The organism is Chryseobacterium sp. WG14 (assembly GCF_024586945.1).
Classification (GTDB): Bacteria; Bacteroidota; Bacteroidia; order Flavobacteriales; family Weeksellaceae; genus Chryseobacterium.
Genome location: NZ_JALCZD010000002.1, coordinates 187,464 through 203,569, shown reverse-complemented (window position 1 = coordinate 203,569; position 16,106 = coordinate 187,464). Strand labels below are relative to the sequence as shown.

14 protein-coding genes are annotated in these 16,106 nt (G+C 35.8%); 11 read left to right on the top strand and 3 right to left on the bottom strand.

Going from position 1 to position 16,106, the window contains the following annotated elements; all coding sequences use genetic code 11:
* Positions 1-102 precede the first annotated feature (102 nt).
* Complete coding sequence (locus MP478_RS04075; RefSeq protein ID WP_230034308.1) at positions 103-2,478, top strand: choice-of-anchor L domain-containing protein; 2,376 nt, start codon at positions 103-105, stop codon at positions 2,476-2,478.
* Between the two features lie 125 nt (positions 2,479-2,603).
* Here MP478_RS04075 and rsmA read toward each other — a convergent pair whose 3' ends face one another.
* Positions 2,604-3,374, bottom strand: coding sequence for a 16S rRNA (adenine(1518)-N(6)/adenine(1519)-N(6))-dimethyltransferase RsmA (gene rsmA / locus MP478_RS04070; RefSeq protein ID WP_257190530.1), 771 nt, complete (start codon positions 3,372-3,374; stop codon positions 2,604-2,606).
* Between the two features lie 91 nt (positions 3,375-3,465).
* On the opposite strand from rsmA, the gene MP478_RS04065 reads away from it, so the two are divergent.
* From MP478_RS04065 to MP478_RS04035, 7 genes are all read left to right on the top strand, one after another.
* Complete coding sequence (locus MP478_RS04065; protein ID WP_230034312.1) at positions 3,466-4,365, top strand: ABC transporter permease; 900 nt, start codon at positions 3,466-3,468, stop codon at positions 4,363-4,365.
* Between the two features lie 2 nt (positions 4,366-4,367).
* The gene (locus tag MP478_RS04060) at positions 4,368-4,664 is read left to right on the top strand and encodes a DUF3098 domain-containing protein (RefSeq protein WP_257199669.1); all 297 of its coding nucleotides are present in this window, start codon (positions 4,368-4,370) and stop codon (positions 4,662-4,664) included.
* Between the two features lie 95 nt (positions 4,665-4,759).
* A complete protein-coding gene (locus MP478_RS04055) occupies positions 4,760-5,578 on the top strand; it encodes an undecaprenyl-diphosphate phosphatase (protein ID WP_257190532.1) in 819 nt (272 codons plus the stop codon).
* A gap of 42 nt (positions 5,579-5,620) precedes the next feature.
* Entirely contained in the window at positions 5,621-6,319 is a 699-nt protein-coding gene (gene truB / locus MP478_RS04050; protein ID WP_257199668.1) for a tRNA pseudouridine(55) synthase TruB, read from the top strand.
* Between the two features lie 62 nt (positions 6,320-6,381).
* Entirely contained in the window at positions 6,382-7,104 is a 723-nt protein-coding gene (gene rluF / locus MP478_RS04045; RefSeq protein ID WP_257199667.1) for a 23S rRNA pseudouridine(2604) synthase RluF, read from the top strand.
* A 32-nt stretch (positions 7,105-7,136) separates the two neighbouring features.
* Positions 7,137-7,451, top strand: coding sequence for a hypothetical protein (locus tag MP478_RS04040; protein WP_257199666.1), 315 nt, complete (start codon positions 7,137-7,139; stop codon positions 7,449-7,451).
* Between the two features lie 366 nt (positions 7,452-7,817).
* Positions 7,818-9,041, top strand: a complete 1,224-nt coding sequence (locus MP478_RS04035) for a YncE family protein (RefSeq protein WP_257190535.1) — start codon at positions 7,818-7,820, stop codon at positions 9,039-9,041.
* A gap of 146 nt (positions 9,042-9,187) precedes the next feature.
* Here the strand turns inward: MP478_RS04035 and MP478_RS04030 are convergent, their stop codons facing one another.
* Both MP478_RS04030 and MP478_RS04025 read right to left on the bottom strand, forming a co-directional pair.
* Positions 9,188-10,453 (bottom strand): hypothetical protein, encoded by a 1,266-nt coding sequence (locus MP478_RS04030; RefSeq protein WP_373691672.1) that lies wholly within the window; start codon positions 10,451-10,453, stop codon positions 9,188-9,190.
* 171 nt (positions 10,454-10,624) lie between these two features.
* Positions 10,625-10,969 carry a MerR family transcriptional regulator gene (locus tag MP478_RS04025; protein WP_257199664.1) on the bottom strand — a complete coding sequence of 115 codons (345 nt, stop codon included), beginning with the start codon at positions 10,967-10,969 and terminating at the stop codon, positions 10,625-10,627.
* Positions 10,970-11,440: 471 nt separating this feature from the next.
* Between MP478_RS04025 and MP478_RS04020 the strand changes: the two genes are divergently transcribed.
* From MP478_RS04020 to MP478_RS04010, 3 genes are all read left to right on the top strand, one after another.
* Positions 11,441-12,220 carry a hypothetical protein gene (locus tag MP478_RS04020; RefSeq protein ID WP_257190537.1) on the top strand — a complete coding sequence of 260 codons (780 nt, stop codon included), beginning with the start codon at positions 11,441-11,443 and terminating at the stop codon, positions 12,218-12,220.
* 151 nt (positions 12,221-12,371) lie between these two features.
* Positions 12,372-15,047 (top strand): reprolysin-like metallopeptidase, encoded by a 2,676-nt coding sequence (locus MP478_RS04015; protein WP_257199663.1) that lies wholly within the window; start codon positions 12,372-12,374, stop codon positions 15,045-15,047.
* 126 nt (positions 15,048-15,173) lie between these two features.
* A complete protein-coding gene (locus MP478_RS04010) occupies positions 15,174-16,055 on the top strand; it encodes a helix-turn-helix transcriptional regulator (protein WP_257190541.1) in 882 nt (293 codons plus the stop codon).
* Positions 16,056-16,106: the final 51 nt, after the last annotated feature.

Here is a 16,106-nt window from a genome sequence, read left to right as displayed (position 1 = left end):
ATGATAAGCTTTTATAGATGTATTTGTAGTTTTTTTATAAAAAAAAATAAATATGTATGTAGGATATTTAAAAAAAAATTAAATTTGTTGAAACAAAGTATTATGCGAAGAAGATATCTACCGTTTTATTTATTCTTTTTAATTGTTTCCAATTTTTTATACTCACAAGTACACGGACCCAGAAAGATTATTAAAAGTGTAAGGACCGAAGAATCCAGAAGGGCGGGTGTTTTTATTGATGTAAATGCTCCAAGTTATACTGAAACCAGTTATACCATAGAAAAGCTGGTGAAAGATGTTTTGATTTCATCAGGAACCAATACCTGTGTAACTCCCAATGTGACCAACGTAAAGATTACGCCTAATCATGCTGTAGGAGATGCTAACAGGTCTTGGGGATACTTTAATAAGGCTACTACCAATTTCCCTTTTAAAGATGGTATTATCCTTTCTACAGGATATGCCAGTAAAGCAGGGAATAGCTTCGATGATTATCTTAGTGATACCAACGGAGGAGGTACTGATTCCGACTTAGCTCAGGCTACAGGAGCAACAGGAACACTGACTGATGCTGTGCTTTTGGAATTTGATTTCGTACCCACTACTTCTCAGATAAAGTTTAATTATATCCTGGCATCTCAGGAATATACTTCTACTTTTCCATGTAATTATGCGGATGCTTTTGCAATATTGCTAAGACCTACTTCGGGAGGACCTTATACCAATATGGCTGTACTTCCCAATGGTGCCGGACCTGTAAGTATTACCAATATCCGCCCTGCAATTCCTGGAGGAGGAGGCTGTGCTGCTGTAAATGAACTATACTTTGCAGGATATAATACAGCCCATATTGAAACAAATTTTAACGGAAGAACAATTCCCCTTACCGCTACCGCTACCGTAACCCCAGGGCAGGAATATCATTTTAAAATGGTAATTGCCGATTACGGACCTTATGGAGCCGATCATTCATACGATTCTGCGGTATTCCTTGAAGGAGGTTCTTTTAATATTGGAGTTGAGCTGCTGGATCCAAGCGGAGCTACATTGCCTTCTGATATTAATGTCTGTGATAATGTACCACAGGTGATTACAGCTTCTGTAAGTGATCCTAATTTACTATATCAGTGGTATTTGAATGGAGTAGCGATTCCTAATGCTACAAGCAACACTATTACTGCTACACAACCGGGAAGTTATACTATTGAGGTAAGCGTTCCCGGGAATCCGTGTCCCGGAAAAGCATCTATTCAGATTCATGGTGGAACTACCCCACAGGCACAGGATGCAACATTACTCCTCTGTACCACCCCGGATATTACCACCTTCGATTTAAGTACGATCATGCCTTCAATAAGCCCAACACCAGGTGCTGTATTCAAATTTTATGTTGACCAGGCAGATGCTATTGCCCAAAACGGGAATAATATCCAGAATATATTGAATTATAACGGTACAGATGGCCAGATTTTATATGTAGTGGTTTCAAACGGAGGTTTCTGCAGTAAAATGATAGAGCTGAAATTGCTAAAAGAGGCAACACCTACCGCAAAATTAAAATCATCCAAGATAAAAATATGCCCGGGAGAATCTGTGACGCTTTCTGCTGAAGGAGGAACAACTTATTTCTGGGATAATTTCCCAGGTACCGGAAGTACACAGACTGTTACATTGCATCAGACTACTGTTTTTACCGTATATGCAATAGGACCAAAAGGATGCAGATCCCTGAATCCTGCAACCATCAGAATAGAGGTTACTCCTGAAATTACTACTCCTTTGCATGATGTGGAAATGTGTGTTGGTGACAAAGTAACTCTGGATGCCGGAGCAGGTCCTAATTACAAATACCTTTGGAGTACCGGTGAGACCACACGGAGAATTGAAGTAGACCAATGGGGAATTTATACCGTAGAAATTGATAACGGAATCTGTAAAAAGTTATTCTCTGTTAAAGTGATGGGGGCGGCTACACCTTATGTTACAGCAGTTAATTATGATGGGGCTAAAAAAACAATGGTGATTATAGCTGAAAATCCTCCAATGAATAATACACCAAGCAAACTGGAATATTCTATAGATGATGGCATTACATGGCAGGAATCTAATGTTTTTACAGGACTTTTAGATAATACCACATATACTATCCTGGTAAGAAGAGTAGGAACTCATTGTGTGGGAACTTTAGACTTCTTTACCTTTAAAATCAATAACATTATTACTCCGAATGACGACGGAATAAATGATGTGCTGGATCTTAAAGCTCTTGGGGAATTTAAGAACTTCACAGGTTCTATTTATGACAGATATGGCGTAGAAGTATTCAGGTTCTCAAAAGAAAATCCTGTATGGAATGGAACTGTTGTAGGAAAGAGACTTCCAACAGCTACCTACTGGTATAAGTTTAATTTTGAATACCCTAAATCCAAAGCTCAGATGAATTCATCAGGGTGGATTATGCTGAAAAACAGGGAGTAAAAAATAAAAATATATAGCCAAAAAAGCCTTTCAGTACATCTGAAAGGCTTTTTGCTGTAATCAAAATAGATCAGGTTGTTTATATTAAACTAAAAATTAATTACTATAAAACATTGAAATATAACCTATTGATTTTCTTTCCAAAGTTTGGTGAAGCTTATAAAATCTGCGACACTAAGCTCTTCCGCTCTTTTGTCTAAAAATTCATGTGTTTTTAAAGCTTCAGGTATATTCAAAACTTTTAATGCATTCGAAAGTTTTTTTCTCCTCTGGTTGAATCCTGCTTTTACAATCTGTTTAAATAAGACTTCATTACCACTTAAGCCTTCCTTCGGATTTCTCGTAAGTCTGATAACCCCGGATTTTACCTTCGGTGGCGGGTTGAAGACGTTCTCATGAACTGTAAACAGATAAGTGACGTCATAATAGGCCTGAATCAGAACGGAAAGAATACCGTAATCTTTAGTTCTTGGTACAGCTGCCGTCCTTTCGGCAACTTCTTTTTGGAACATCCCTACCATCTCAGGAACGAGCCCATAATAATCTACGATTTTAAATAATATCTGTGAAGAAATATTATAAGGGAAATTTCCAATGATAGCAATCTGCTCATCCTTGATAAAATTAAAGTCCTGTTTCAGAAAATCTCCTACAAAAGTATTTTCTGTAATACTGGAATAGTTCTTTTTCAGGTATTCAATAGATTCCGTGTCTATTTCTGCGAGATAAATATTCTGATCTTTTTCAAGAAGATACTTGGTGAGAACTCCCATACCGGGGCCTACTTCCATGATGTTGGTATAGTTCTCAAAACTAAGACCTTCTACTATTTTTCTTGCGATGTTTTCATCTGTCAGAAAGTGCTGACCAAGATGTTTTTTTGCTTTTACACTCAAAGTTTTTTATGATTTTATTAACAGTGATTTTCTCTTTTTCGTCCCAAATTTCGGAAGATTTTTTCTATTTTAGCCAAAAATTTTAATATTAATGGCTAAATCTGTAGATGATTTTAATAAGAAAAGGCTTCGGTCCAGCAATATTACAGTAGTGATAAGTATTGCCTTAGTGTTATTTTTGTTAGGCTTAATGGGGCTTATTCTGATTAATGCCCAGAAGTATTCTGACTATATTAAAGAACAATTGGTAGTGAATGCCTACTTTGATGAAAACTATGACGCTAAAGATTCTGTAAAGATTGCAAAACTGGAGGAAGAAACTTTAAAAAAGGTACAGACCTTAGCTCCTGTAAAAAAAGCTACCTATATTTCCAGAAGTATGGCTGCAAAAGAGGCCAAGAAAAGTATGGGTATCGATAGTGACGCATTGTTTGAAGAAAACATTTTCCCTTCATCTGTCGAAATTGCTTTAAAACCTGAATATGTAGATCCTGCAAAAATTGATGAAGCCATTAAGGCAATCAAATCTGTGCCTGGTATTGTAGATGTTAAAAATGACAGCACATTAATGGTAGATGTTTACAATAACCTGAGCAGAATCTTAAAGTGGATCTTAGGATTTTCAGTTCTGTTTCTGGTGTTAGCTGTTGTACTGATCAACAATTCGATCCGTCTGAAAATATTTTCCAAGAGATTTATCATTAAGACCATGCAGCTGGTGGGTGCTAAAAGAAGATTTATTCTTAAGCCATTCATTATAGAAGCTATTGTCTTAGGCGCTATTGGTGCTCTGATTGGTCTTTTAGCTTTATTTGGTGTTTGGTATTACTTTACCAACCAGATTGGATCAGCATTTGTACAGGATAATCAACAGTATGTATGGCTTGTATTATTGGTATTCGGAGTAGGAATTTTTATTACTGTCCTAAGTACCATTATTGCAACCTGGAGATTCTTAAGATCAAACGTTGACGATTTATATTACTCTTAACAATGAGCAAAAAAACAAATAAATTTTCCGCTACGGAGTTCGGCCGGGAAGTGGAAGCACCACAGGAAAACACCTTTTATTTCGGACAGCAGAATTTCAAATGGATGCTGATAGGTCTGGCATTTATAGTAGGTGGTTTTCTACTGATGATGGGCCCGGATGCTAATACAGTAGACGGTAAACTTGATCCTAATTCATGGAACGATGGTATTTTTTCCATCAGAAGGATCAGGATAGCACCTCTGTTTGTAGTCATTGGTTTTGTAATAGAAGTATATGCTATTTTAAAAAGAAAATAGAAACAATTTATATTTAGAGATTAAGAGATTTGGGAATTTAGAATCATGTATTCTAAACTTCAGGATCTCTTAATCTTTTAATTTTTTGAAAGAATATGGATTTAATTAACGCAATTATTATTGCCATTGTAGAAGGTCTTACGGAATATCTTCCTATTTCTTCTACCGCCCATATGGGATTTACCGCAAGCCTGATGGGACTTCCTGAGGATGAATTTTTGAAGATGTTTCAGGTATCTATTCAGTTTGGAGCTATTCTATCTGTGGTGGTAGCGTACTGGAAAAAATTCTTTGATTTAAAAAATCTTCAGTTTTACTTTAAGCTGGGTTTTGCCGTAGTACCTGCTTTGGTTTTAGGGTATTTATTTGATGATAAAATTGAAGCTATCCTTGGAAACCAGATTGCGATCTCTTCAGTATTGGTACTGGGAGGTATTATTTTACTGTTTGCAGATAAATGGTTTAAGAATCCTAAAATTGATGACGAAAAAGGAATTACCATAAGAAATGCAGTGACCATTGGATTCTGGCAATGTCTTGCGATGATGCCTGGAACAAGCCGCAGTGCAGCTTCTATTATTGGAGGAATGGCACAGGGGCTGACAAGAAAAGCAGCTGCAGAATTTTCCTTCTTTCTTGCCGTTCCCACTATGTTGGCGGTAACAGTGTACTCTGTGTTTGTGAAAACCTGGGGGAAAGGAACTGGAAACCCACAAAAAGGATACGAAATGATTATGGCTTCACAAGATCACATCATGATCTTTATTATAGGGAATGTGGTGGCATTTATTGTTGCTCTTATTGCTATTAAGGCTTTCATTGGAGTGCTGAACAAATATGGTTTCAAACCTTGGGGCTGGTACCGTATTTTTGTAGGTGTAGCCTTGCTTATTTATTTTTATTTTTTTAAATAAGAAAATATTCATTCATTATTAATTGCTTAGTAGCTACCATTCATGACCGCTGAAGAACTTAAATCAGGATATACCTTTTTATTAGACAAACCCCTGGACTGGACGTCTTTCCAGGCTGTCAATAAAATGAAATATAAACTTAAACGTGAATTTGATCTTCCCAAGAAATTCAAGATTGGCCATGCCGGGACATTAGATCCCAGAGCAACAGGGCTTCTTATTGTATGCTGTGGAAAATTCACGAAAAATATTCCCGAAATCCAGGATGCCCCAAAAGAATACTGGACAGAAATTAAAATTGGGGTACAGACAGACTCTTACGATACAGAGAAGCCGGAGATTCTTCAGCAGGATATCTCAGCGATATCAGAAGAGCGGGTAAAAGAGGTACTTGATAAATTTGTGGGAGAAATTGAGCAGAAACCACCCGTTTATTCTGCCATAAAGATTGACGGTCAAAGAGCTTATAATCTTGCCAGAGCAGGAGAGGAAGTTGAAATGAAATCCAGAAAAACAACCATTCATTACATTAAAGATATTAAGATTGAGTTTCCTTTGGTAAGTTTTATGGTGGGTTGTTCAAAAGGTACTTATATCAGAAGTCTGGCCCACGATATAGGACAGGAACTTGGAGTAGGAGCTTATCTGACACAGTTGAGACGCACAAAGATCGGGGATTATAAAATTGAAGATGCTACAGATCAGTTTTTGAATAATGACTTTAGATTTGAAGGGTTGTAAAAAAATTAATAAGGCATACATTCAATTGGCAATAAAAATGATACCGGCTACGGTATAGACTAATGGAAAAAACACGTATTAATAAATATTTATCAGAAGTAGGGTTCTGCTCAAGAAGGGCAGCAGATAAACTATTGGAAGAAGGAAGGATAACAATTAATGGCAAAATTCCTGAACTGGGAACAAAGGTTTCAGATGAAGATGTTGTAGAAGTAGATGGTAAGCCTGTCAGAGAACAGGAAGATAAGCCTGTATATATTGCTTTTAATAAACCGGTAGGTATTGTTTGTACTACAGACACCAAACGTGAGAAAAATAACATCGTAGACTATGTCAATCATCCTAAAAGGATTTTCCCTGTCGGAAGATTGGATAAACCCAGCGAAGGACTTATTCTTCTAACCAACGATGGTGATATCGTTAATAAAATCCTAAGAGCGAGAAACAACCACGAAAAGGAATACATTGTTCGTGTAGATAAACCTGTCAATCCAAGGTTTCTGGAGAAAATGAGAAATGGGGTTCCTATTTTAGATACAGTTACCAAAAAGTGTGAAGTAGAGAAAATTGATGACATGAACTTCAGGATTGTTCTTACGCAGGGACTGAACAGACAGATCCGAAGAATGTGTGAATATCTTGGCTATGAGGTAAAGAAGCTGAAAAGAATCCGTATAATGAACATTAAACTGGATCTTCCTATTGGAAAATGGAGAGATCTGACAGATGAAGAACTTAATACGCTAAACTCTTTACTGGTGGATTCTAATAAAACTGTGGATTAAAAATTATATTATTTTTAAAATTTTTTTAAAAAATGATCAATGAACATGCAGCACAATGCTTAAAAGAACTTTTAGAATTAGAAAATCAATCAAATAATATAAAGGCCCAACTAAAAGATATATGTAATCGAAGAGAAATATTTAAGAAAGAAATTGATTCTGTAGCTAATATCTATTATTCAAATGATACTAAATATTCGGAAGACGAATTAAGTGATATACTGATCAGTATCCATAATGATTTTCAAAAAATAGATAAAGAATTACAAATAATAAATGATAAATTAGAAATAATTGATATTAGAATGTCTGAATGTAAATCTAAAATTGCTTATTTTTTTAATTAATAATGTCAGTAAGAAGCTAGAAATCTTAATTTTTTATTCAATCCTAAATATACTATACCGATTGTTTACTATCAAATTCTGAAATTTTGCTCAGTGGATTTCAATGAATTGCTCATAAATTTTTAAAAATATTATGGAAGTAAATAATTTATGATTATTGGAAACATTTGTTTCCAAAAGCCACTATTCCTCTATCTTTTGTTAAACCTTATAGGTTTTAAAAACCTATAAGGTTTATGAATTGTAAGGTTATTTTTTTTTCATAATCTCAGGTGTCAATTATTTTTCACTTAACAGTGTAATATATTTTATTTTTTAATAAAATTGTATTATATTTATAATAATAACAACTATAACCTGAAAATCATGAAATTACAATTTAATGTAGTCTTTTTGTTTATTATTCTGATAACACTTACTAATTGTCACAATGATAACCACAATTCAAATCATCCCCATGATTCTTTGTTTTATATTGACTACAGAAGTTTACAGGGATTACCGGACGGAATTGCTGTAATAGAACTAGATCCTGAAGCTCCCAATTTTGGATATATTAGCAGCAAGCTTGAATTGGGTATCGGGGTATTGCCTCACCACATTTATTATAATCATAACGAAAAAAAAATGTTCACAACTGCTTTGGGGGGCAGCTATCTCTATCAGATAAAAACAGAAGATGATCAAAATGGGCAGCCCAAATTAGTTAGTGCAACACCCATTGATACAGGTGAGAATACGGTAGGAGAAAATTTGTTTTTTACCAATGACGGAAGATATTTTATGACCTTTATGGGTGGGGCAGGAGGTCCAAAAGATGGCAGTATAGGTGTTTTTAACGCGGATAATAATCAGCTTATTAAAACTATTAAAGCACCCATTCAGGATAATCCAAATCAATTTATAATGTATCCGCATGGCATCTCCGTTAATGAGGAAAAAGGATTAATGATGGTAACCTCAACTATTCACCCGGATCTCAGTACAGGCATGGGAAATACTTGTACCTTACTAGATCTCAAGACCTATGAATTAAAGGAGACCTATCAGTTAGCAGACTCACCAACAGATATGTCTGCTCCTGTTGAGGTTTTATTACTACGTGGAAAATTTCCACAATATGCTCTTGCTACTACAATGCTTGGAGGCGATATCTGGATGGCTCCCTACAATGCTGTGACCAAAAAATATGATGCTTTTACTAAAATATTCGAAGGAAGTACCCAAGGATTAGGCTGGGCACTCGAAATGTATATTGACGATACAGGCAAACTCTATGTAAGTTTTGCAGATCCCGGAAAAGTACTTGTCTTTGATTTAAGTAATCTCCCTCAAATAAAGCTTTTGAAAACTTTTGATGCAGATAAAGGAGCACATCATATGGCTTTCTTCAAAACCAAATCAGGAAAAGAGGTGGTAGCCGTGCAGAATAATTTACTGAATATTCCTAACTTAAATTCGGGGACCATTAGTATAATTGATATCAATACAGGAAAAAACTTAGGTACCGTCAATTTACGTACCCGATATGGGATATTACCGGAATCCATTGAAGGAACCAATGGCCCAAGCAATTATATGCATCATTAAAATTGATCAATATTCAGATTATAAACTATTCCGGGAAACAGATGTTTTTTGGAGTAGTTTATATCGAAATCTACCTTTTAAAACCTAAGTAGACTGTGATTAGACTATGGTCAATGTGTAAGCGTTCAATTTTTATCCATACGGTGTTATTTGACATATAATTTCATTCTTTCTTCATATTCAGGCTTTAACTTCAGAAACTTCCATATTTTTTTATCATCAGGATAGGTGATCCGGTAAAATATAATTTTATCTGCTGAATACTTAAAGTAAGGATGGTTTTTCAGCCAGTCTTCAGGCGCATCTGCTAAGCTGTATTTGGCAACCGCTGAAGCGTCCAGGGGACATATGGAAATCAGTTTTTGAACCAGTTCTTTATCAATATTGTAGGTATCCAGGATCTGCTGTTTATTGACGAAGCCACCCAGCTTTTTTCTAAATCCAATGATGGATCCGGCACTTCTTTCATCCAATCCAAATTCCAAAAGCTGCTTAAAGGTAATAGCGTTAAGGTTCGTTTTTGAAAAATCTGTCTGTTCCTGTTGCTTTACATGTTCTTTTATTTGGATATAAGGTTTTAATTCCTGAAATTTTTCCGCAGAAATTACAAAACATTTTTGCAGATCCTCTGCTGTCCTAAAGCTTCCTGCCAGATTGCGGTTTCGATAATTAACAATAACATGGGCTTGCTTTTCGGAGAATCCAATGGCCATCCAACCTTCTGCATCCAGCGTGTTGGGATCAAAAGGATGATAAGATATTTTGGTTTTCAGAGCCGTATTTTTACTGATATTTTGAAAATTTCCAGGAGTTTTTACCGGTAACAAGAGATAGGGCTCCAGTTTACTATAGTTTTCGGCAGAAATGATAAAGCATTCTTTAAATTTCTCTTTACTGATAAAACTGCCTCCCAGGTATTTTTTATATTTTAAAATAGCCTCAGCCTGTCTTTCGCTGAATCCCATTTGTATCCAGTGGTCTTCAGAAAGCTGATCCGGATTGAATTTTCCGGAAATTATAAGGGATTTCTTTTCAAAACCTTTAAAATGATTTGATTTTGTATCTGTTTGCGTTGCCGGAAGCAGAATATAAGGTTCAAGCTCCGTGAATTTATCTGCGGAAATGGCATAACATTTTTTAAGCTGTTCCTTTGAAGTAAATTGACCCCCTATGATCTCTTTATATGTAAGGATAGTGGAAGTCTGTTTTTCAGAAAAACCAAGTTGCTGCCATTGTGCTTTATCCAATATATTAGGATCAAAATCAGATAAACCGGCAGGAGCAGAAGACTCCATAATAAATTTCACTTCAGGAAAAGAAGCTTTTTCTCTGCTGGTATATTTCTGATACGCAAATAGGATGGTCAGCAGCAAAACCATAAATGCCAGTTTCCGATAATAGCTTTTTCTCATCATAAGGTAAACCTATTGATAAAAACAAGATCAGACAATGGCTGGCTGTTAAATGAGTGATTTTACAATATAAATTCATTTTAATAGCTTTTAAAATACATATAAAGCTCTAAAAATGAGAATTATTTAAATAAAAAAGTATCTGTGAAGATACTTTTATGAGGATAAAAATTATTCGGAATCTTTTTCTCCCAAAGACTCTTTTAGCTTTATAAGTTCAGCCTTTACAAATTCAAGTCTGTCAATAAGCGTAATGGTCTCTGAAATTTTACTGTTTGTGGTCAAAGCAATACGGGCACCGTCCAGAGTATATCCTTTTTCTTTCACTAAATGATAAATCATCTGGAGGTTCTTGATATCTTCAGGAGTAAAATAACGGTTACCTTTTCTATTCTTTTTAGGTTTGATAATAGGGAATTCCTGTTCCCAATAACGTATTAATGAAGTATTTACATCGAATGCTTTTGCTACTTCTCCTATAGAATAATACAGTTTGTCAGGTAAATTTATTTTCATTTTACAACTCCTAGACCTCAAAGATAAAAATTTTTTAAAGTTGTATCCAAATATATCTTTAAAGTGCTGAAGTGCTTTTGTCTTATATGAAGCCACACGGATGAAGTTGGGAAGGGAAAATTGGTCACTTTATTCAAATTGTTATGAAGGTGAATAAGATATTTATATAAACGGTTGGTTGGATAATGATGGAGACTTTGTACCTGATTTAAGAATTTCCAATTCAAAATTTCTGAAAAGATAAGGATAAAATATCCATTATAAAATTATTATTGAGCTCGTGATATATATATTGTGGTGATATTGTATGTTATTTATTATCAGTCGTTTTAGTTAATGGAGTATCTGTGTAGTATATTCTTTTTTTTGAGAATTAATATTCTTAATTACATTTAGGTCTGATTGAAAAATTTCGAATAAATAATCTATTATATTTTTTTGAATTTCTATAATAATACAAAATATGAAGTTATGAAAATAAGTTTTTTATTATTATGTATACTGGCATATGCAAATTTTTTTGGGCAGATTGGTAAAGTCGGTATTAATACACTAAAGCCAACCCGGAGTTTGGATATCAACGGAAATATTAGAATACGTTCACTTACTGATAAAAAGGACAGTGCCAATGTGTATGACCGGGTTCTTGTAGGGAATAGTCAAGGGGACATCGATTTTGTTCCTATTGGAAGCTTTGATGTTGAAACACCTGCAATTAAAACAATAAAATTTACAGTAAAAAATGTTAAAATTCCCGGCACTTATAGCTATGTTACAGAAGCTGTGAATATAGGAAATGTATCAATAAGATATAGAAATAATTCATCTTGTATTGGCATTAATTGTGAAAATAGAATTGGTGGTAAACTGGAATTCAAATTTTTTAATGCAGCAGGTGCGGGCAGTGTTTGGACAGGTAGCTCTATGCTGGTCAGGAGATCAAGTTTTTTGAATAACGATGATACCACGTCGCCGACAGCTCAAAGTGGGGAATATAGAACAAGGTTTTATGCAGGAACCATAAAAGGAGTTCCTCTTGATGATACAACTTCTCCATATACTGTTCTTGATTTAGAATATAACCCGGAAACAAGAGATACTGGCAGTACAATGTTGTCAATAAATTCAACAGGAGACGTATATAGAATATCTATAATGTTCAATGGCAGTTTACCAGCGGTTGCTGCAGATAATATTGCTGCATTACCCAGGCAGGCAACTATATTTATTGAACGTTTGACAGATGATTAGGACATCAATATGCATATGGTACTTATGAAATCCAGTTGAGACATAGGTACTTTAATTAATATATAATTTATTTATTCATAATATCGTGAAAAAAAATATAATCAATTACTTTTTTATGTAACTTCGTGAAACACAAAAAACTACAGTGAAAATGAAACATTATTTCTTTATTTTTGCACTGCTGATTCCTTTTTTAGGGTTTTCACAGTGGACAAGAGCTGAGTTGGGATCTCAGAAAGTAAAAAAATCTCAGGAAAAGTTAGAATTTTCAGGCCTCTATTCGTTGGATGCCAATAAGCTTAGACAGGCATTACAAAAAGCTCCTGCACGTTTTTCAAATGAAAAAGGAGTTGTCATCTCGCTTCCTACTGCTAATGGGAAATTAGAAAGGTTCCAGGTTTGGGAATTTTCCAATATGGCCCCTGAACTTCAGGCAAAATTTCCGGATATTAAGTCTTATGTAGGAACTGGTGTAGAAGATCCCTCCGTATATCTGAGATTCAGTCTTTCTCCGGTAGGGTTTTCCTCAATGATCACCCGATCTGGAATATCAGAATTTATAGAACCTTACACCGAAGACAGAACGGTTTACGCTGTATTTGATTCCAATGCAAGAAGAGGACAGGATAAAGAACCTTTTGAATGCCTTACTCCTAAAGATTTGAACGGAAAGACTTTCGAAAAAAAAAACGGTGCTGCCAATAAAAAAACAGCGGGTTTTAATGTTTTCAGATTGGCATTTTCCTGTACAGGAGAATACGCTCAATATCATTTAACCGCTGCGGGTACACCTGCTTCGGCAACCGCTGCTCAGAAGAAAGCTGTAGTGTTAGCCGCTATGAACACTACTTTAACCAGGTTGAACAGCGTTTTTGAAAAAGATTTGTCATTACACTTCAATCTGATTGCAGCTAACGAATCTATCATATACCTGGACAAGGATACGGATCCTTATACAAACTGGGGGCCGAGTCAGGCTAATACAAATATATCAGCAGTTATTTCAAGTGAGGACTATGATATGGGACATTTAGTGGATCAACGAGGAGGGAATGGAGCAGCAGGGGTAGGGGTTATATGCTATCCCAGCTATAAAGCCCGTGGTTGGACTGCTTCTAATTTCCCTGAAGGTGATACCTATGATGTAGACTATGTAGCCCATGAAATGGGGCATCAGTTAGGTGCCGGACATACTTATACTATGTATAGCAGTCAGGCCGACCAGACAGTAGAACCTGGTAGTGGTTCTACTATTATGTCTTATGCAGGGATAACCGGTGGGGCGAATGATGTTCAGTTTAATGTTAATGACTATTATCATACAAATAGTATTACACAGATAAAAAATGTAATAAACGGTATTGTTTGTGGAGTCAATACCCCTTTTGCAAACCCGGCTCCTACTATTAATGCAGGAGCAGATTATACAATTCCTGTTTCCACCCCGTTTGTATTAAAAGCAGTTACTGCAGATGCGGCAAGCGCATCTTACACTTATAATTGGGAACAAGCTGATCTGGCAGCCAATGCTCAGCTTGGATCCGGAAATATTTCTGCCTGCTATCCTGCGAAACCGACAGGGCCAATGTTCAGATCTTTAGCGCCTAGAACTTCGCCTGTAAGATATTTCCCTGATTTTAATAAAGTGCTTGGAGGTGTTTTGTCAACCCGATGGGAATCTGTTTCCAGTATAACAAGAGATCTTAATTTTACAATTACCGTAAGGAATAACCATCCTATAGAGCCACAGAGTAATAAAGATGCGATGAAAGTAAGTGTTAATGCCGGAGCAGGTCCCTTCCAGATAACATCTCCTGCATTCGGGCAGTCTTTAAGTTCAGCAGGTACATTTAATGTAACCTGGGATGTTGCCAATACAAATCAGGCTCCGGTCAGTACGGCAGATGTGAATATTAAACTATCTACAGACGGTGGGCAGACTTTTACAATGATTGCAGCGGATACACCTAATGATGGTAGTGAGCAGATTACTATTCCTACAGGCTCTATATCTTCCAATGCCTATATTCTGATAGAAGCTGTAGGAAATGTTTATTATGCGGTAAGTCCAAGTTTTGTTATTGATTATAATGTTATAGGTGAAAGCTGCACAACTTATACTTATAGTGGAGTACCTGTTGCAATTACTGACGCACGTGAAGGAGGAAGTATATCTGCACCGAAAGTGTCGGTTCCTTTATTGGTAAATAATAATGGAACAATCACTAAGATTAAAGTGAATCCCTCTATCGCCCATGCCAATATAAGTCACTTGACTGTGGGGATTGAAAGCCCTGTAGGATCTTCAGCTCTTTTATGGAACCGAAGCTGTACGAATAGCTCAGGAATTACAGCTACATTCAGTGATACTGGTGCTGTTGCCACCTGTGCATCTCCAGTTCAGGGAAATGCAAAACCTGATGAATCCTTAGAGATTTTTAAAGGACATAAAGCACAGGGAGAATGGAAATTATATGCTTCAGATAATAAGACCGGAGTAGCAGGAAGTATTACGGGATGGTCTCTTGAAGTGTGTACTCAGGAAACTCAAAATTTAGGGACCAAAGAACTCACTTCTGCGTTAGCTGATGATATCAAAATTTATCCTAACCCTAGTGATGGACATTTCTTTGTGAAGTCCAGAAACTTAAAAGGAGAAGTGAAAGTAAATATGTTTGATTCAAGCGGAAGATTGATTTATTCTTCAGCTTATCAAAGTAGTGGAGATCATACTAAAGAGTTTAATGTAAATGTACCTAAAGGAGTGTATGTTATAAGCATCAATTCTTCAAAAGGTACATACAACAGCAAACTCGTTATAAAATAACAGACTATTGAATGTACAGAGAAGGATCGGTTATGCCGGTCCTTTTTTATTTGAAATTTGCAACTTCCCTTTATTTGTACTACTTTTATCAATATTCAATCCGTTTTCTTTTATAAATAGCAGGTGATGAATTCGATTTCAGTTCTTCATATTGATCTTTTTCAGGCTGGCAGAAATACGTCAGACTTTTATTTTAATACTATGAAAAATCATCTGGTTGTAGGGCACCGTCATATCGAAAAACCTCACAGGCATGATTTTTATGCTGCTGTTCTTTTTACAGGTGGAACAGGATTTCATGAAATAGATTTTCAAAAATATGAAGTTTCAGAGGGCAGTCTCTTCTTTCTGTCTCCCGGTCAGATTCATAGCTGGGAGCTTTCCGCAGATATTGAAGGATATATTTTCTTTTGTTCCCAGGAGTTTTATGAAATGCACTATGTAAATCAGAAGCTGAGAAATTTTCCATTTTTCGGATCTGTATCTTTTCCAAGAAAACTTCAGCTGGATACCCTGGAACTCAAACAAAATATACACTTATTCCAGGAGTTGGAAAAAGAATATCAGGGGAAAAATATTATGAAAGAAGGGTTGATGCTTTCATTGATGTCTCAGATCTTTATCAATGCTACAAGGTTGTTTTCAAAAGATTTTAGCAGGTTGGATTCCTCCGCCGGACTTTCTTATTTTAAACATTATCAGGATTTCGAAAATTTAATTGAAGAGCACTTTCCTGATGAAAAATCGATTGCTTATTACGCCTCTTTATTAAACATTTCACCCAAGCACCTCAATAGAATAGCTCAAACTGTTGTTCAGAAAACAGCTACAGATGTCATCACAGAAAGAGTAGTGCTGGAAGCTAAAAGAATGCTGATGTACCTTGATGAAAGCCTTGTTGAAGTCGCTTTCAGATTGGGATATGAAGAATATTCCTACTTTGTAAGAGTCTTCCGGAAAAATTCCGGAATGACCCCTACTCAGTTTATCAAGGAATACAAGGTGTAATTTTATAATATAAAGTTGCCGGTGACTCTCAACTTCCTGATTCAGCCATCA